Genomic DNA, 2990 nt, shown 5'->3' with positions numbered 1-2990 from the left:
TCAGAACGGGGTGCTGCCCTTGGCCCACATCCTGGCCCAGTCGCCGCGCAGGCCGGTGGCCTCGAAGTCGCCGAGGTCGGTGGTGGCGAAGGGGGCGTCGAGGTAGCGGACCTCGTCGTGCCGCGCCCCGCGCGGGTCGACCCTGACGAGCGCGAGCCGGTAACGTGGGACGGCGTTCTTGCCGGTCATCACCTCGTTGTGGGTGACGAAGAAGTCGGTGGCGCCGTCGAGGCGGGCCTTGACCTCGATGCGGTAGGTGTCGCCCTGGGCGTCGGTCGAGAGGATGTCGAAGCCGGGATTGTTGAACGCCTGCTCGACGGGCTGGCGGCCGAGTTCTCGCTCGCGCGCCATGACGAGGTCGACGCCGCGGCGCTCGACCTCCCTGGTCTCCTTGGCGTGCATCGGCGCGGACGGCGGCAGTTCGTCCTCGAACATGCTGACGGGCAGCACGAGGGCGGCGGTGACGAGGCGGGGCGGCCTGGTGGACATGAGCTGCTGCTGGTCGAGCAGCTCCAGGCGCCTGCGCAGCCGGAGGTCGAGCTCGACCGCCTTGCGGCCCAGGCTCTCCGACGACTCCCTGGGCCGCTCGCCCTTCCGCTCGTTCTCCGAGGCGATCGCCGCCTCGAACAGCAGGCGCTCGCTCTCCGCGGTGAGGCGCTTCGTGACCAGGTCGCGGGCTTTCGTCAGCTCCGCCAGCCGGCGGGGCCGGACCTCGGCGAGGTATTCGGGGAGCCGGTTGGCGATGATCCAGCTCGTGGCCGTGTCCTCGGCCTCGGCAAGCCACGCAACGGCACGTGCGGCGTCGGTCGCCGGGCTCGCGGGAGCGGCGACGCAGTCCAGGTACGGCGCGGGGCCGGCGGGGCTGACGGTGCCGTAGCTGTCGACGTAGGCGTAGCCGAAACGGCGCGCCACCGACTCGCCGGTGGCGTCGGTGACCTCCTCGACGACGCCGACGAGCAGGTGTGGCTCGTCGAGGGTCGAGGACACGAGCACGGTGCCATGGTTCAGCGCGCCGCCGAACCGCCGGACGGTCTCGTCCATGACCGCGTCGTGGAGCGGGTGGCCGGGCGCGAGCAGGTCGGCCCGAGCGAGCCCGTCGGGCTGGGCGTGGGCAAGGTCGAAGGCGACCCGGTCGTATCTCGTCGCGATCGGCCCCCTGCCGGCCGAGCGGATGTGCTGGGGCACGTTCGCGATCTCGTAGCGCCCCCGCTCACGCCTGGCGATCCGGCCACCGAGACGGGTGAAGGCCGCCTTGAACGCCAGCTCGATGTAGTGCGGCTGGAGCCGCCGGGCGCGAGCCTCGTCCATCGCCGCGCGCAGCCGCTGGAGGTCGGCCTCGGCGAGGTGCTCCGACGCGAGCGCCCGCTCCTCGAGCAGGTCCCTGAGGCCGTCGCCGACGCTGGCGTCGATGACCTCGTGCATCTTCGCCTTCACGTCGGGGCGCTCGCCGTACTGGATGGCGTCGAGCAGGAGGGTGCGCAGCGGGATCTCGGAGAAGGCCTCGCCGAGGACGTCGAAGACCTTGCCGCCGTAGTCCTGGCGCATCTGGTCGAGCTTTCCCAGCAGGCGGGTGAAGACCTCACCCTCGCGGGTGTTGGACGCGACGAGGTTCCACAGCCGGCAGATCTCCTCCTGGCCGATGCGGTGGACGCGGCCGAACCGCTGCTCGATGCGGTTGGGATTCCACGGCAGGTCGTAGTTGACCATCAGATGGGCGGCCTGAAGGTTAAGGCCCTCGCCGGCGGCGTCGGTGGCGATCAGAATCTGGACGTCGCGGTTCTTGGTGAACTCCTCGGTGATCTGGCGACGCTCGCCGCGGCGTACGCCGCCGTGAATGGCCCTGACCGTGTCGGGCTTGCCGAGCAGCGATCCGATTCTGGCCTGGAGGTAGTCGAGGGTGTCACGGTGCTCGGTGAAGATGATGAACTTCCGCGGCCAGCCGTTCGCGTCGGTGGTCAGCGCGTTGTCCTGGAGGATGTTCGACAGCTCGGTCCACTTGCGGTCGGTGCCGGCGTCGCGGACGAGCCTGGCGGTCTTCACCAGCTCGGCCAGCTCGATCAGCTCGGCGTTGAGCTCCGCTACCGTCTGCGCCGCGGTGGCGGCGTCGAGCAGGTCCTCCTCCAGCTCCTCGATCTCCTCGGCGTTGAACTCGTCGGCGTCGATCGCACTCCACTCGACTGCCGGGTCCGGCTCGCGGTAGGTGCCGTTGAGGATCTCCTGCCGTTTGCGCTCCAGGCGCTCGCAACGGCGCACAAGGCTCTTGTAGATCGCCTCCGGGCTGGAGGCAAGCCGCCGCTGGAGAACGGTGAGGGCGAAGCCGACGGTGTTCTTGCGCTTGCCGCCGACCCGGTCGGCCCGGTTCATCCCCTCGCGGACGTAGTGGGTGACGTCCTCGTAGAGGGCGTACTCCGACGCGGTCAGCTCGTAGGGAACGGTCTCGGCGACGCGTTCGGGGAAGAGCTTCCTGCCCTCGAAGGTGAGCAGGTCCTCCTTGACCATGCGGCGCATGATCCCGCTGGTGTCCGTGGTCTTCTTCTGCCTGCCCTCGAACCGGTCCCGATCGAGCAGCGTGAGGAAGAGCTGGAAGTCTTCCTCCTTGCCCGAGTGCGGGGTCGCGGTCATCAGCAGCAGATGGCGGGTGATCTCGCCGAGGAGCTCCCCGAGCTGGAAGCGCCTGGTCTTCTCCAGCTTGCCGCCGAAGTAGTGGGCGCCCATGCGGTGGGCCTCGTCGACGATGATCAAATCCCATTCGGTCTCTCCGAGCTGGGCCTGGAGCCGCTCGTTGCGGGAGAGCTGATCCATCCGTGCGATGAGGAGCGGGTAGGTCTCGAAGACGTTGAGGTTGACCTGGGAGTCGATGAGCTGGCTGGTCAGCAGATCGAAGCGGAGGCCGAACTTGAAGAAGAGCTCGTCCTGCCACTGCTCCACGAGCCCGCCGGGCGCGACGATGAGGCACTGCTTCACGTCATCGCGCAGCAGCAGCTCCTTGA

1 protein-coding gene is annotated in these 2990 nt (G+C 69.1%); it reads right to left on the bottom strand.

Annotated features, from left to right (window positions below; all coding sequences use genetic code 11):
- The coding region (locus tag AC5LUJ_RS21760; RefSeq protein ID WP_493465633.1) for a helicase-related protein at window positions 1-2990 on the bottom strand (2990 nt) is incomplete at its 5' end.

The organism is Protofrankia sp. CiP1_Cm_nod3 (genome assembly GCF_982290655.1).
This window is presented reverse-complemented; position numbering and strand designations above follow the sequence as displayed.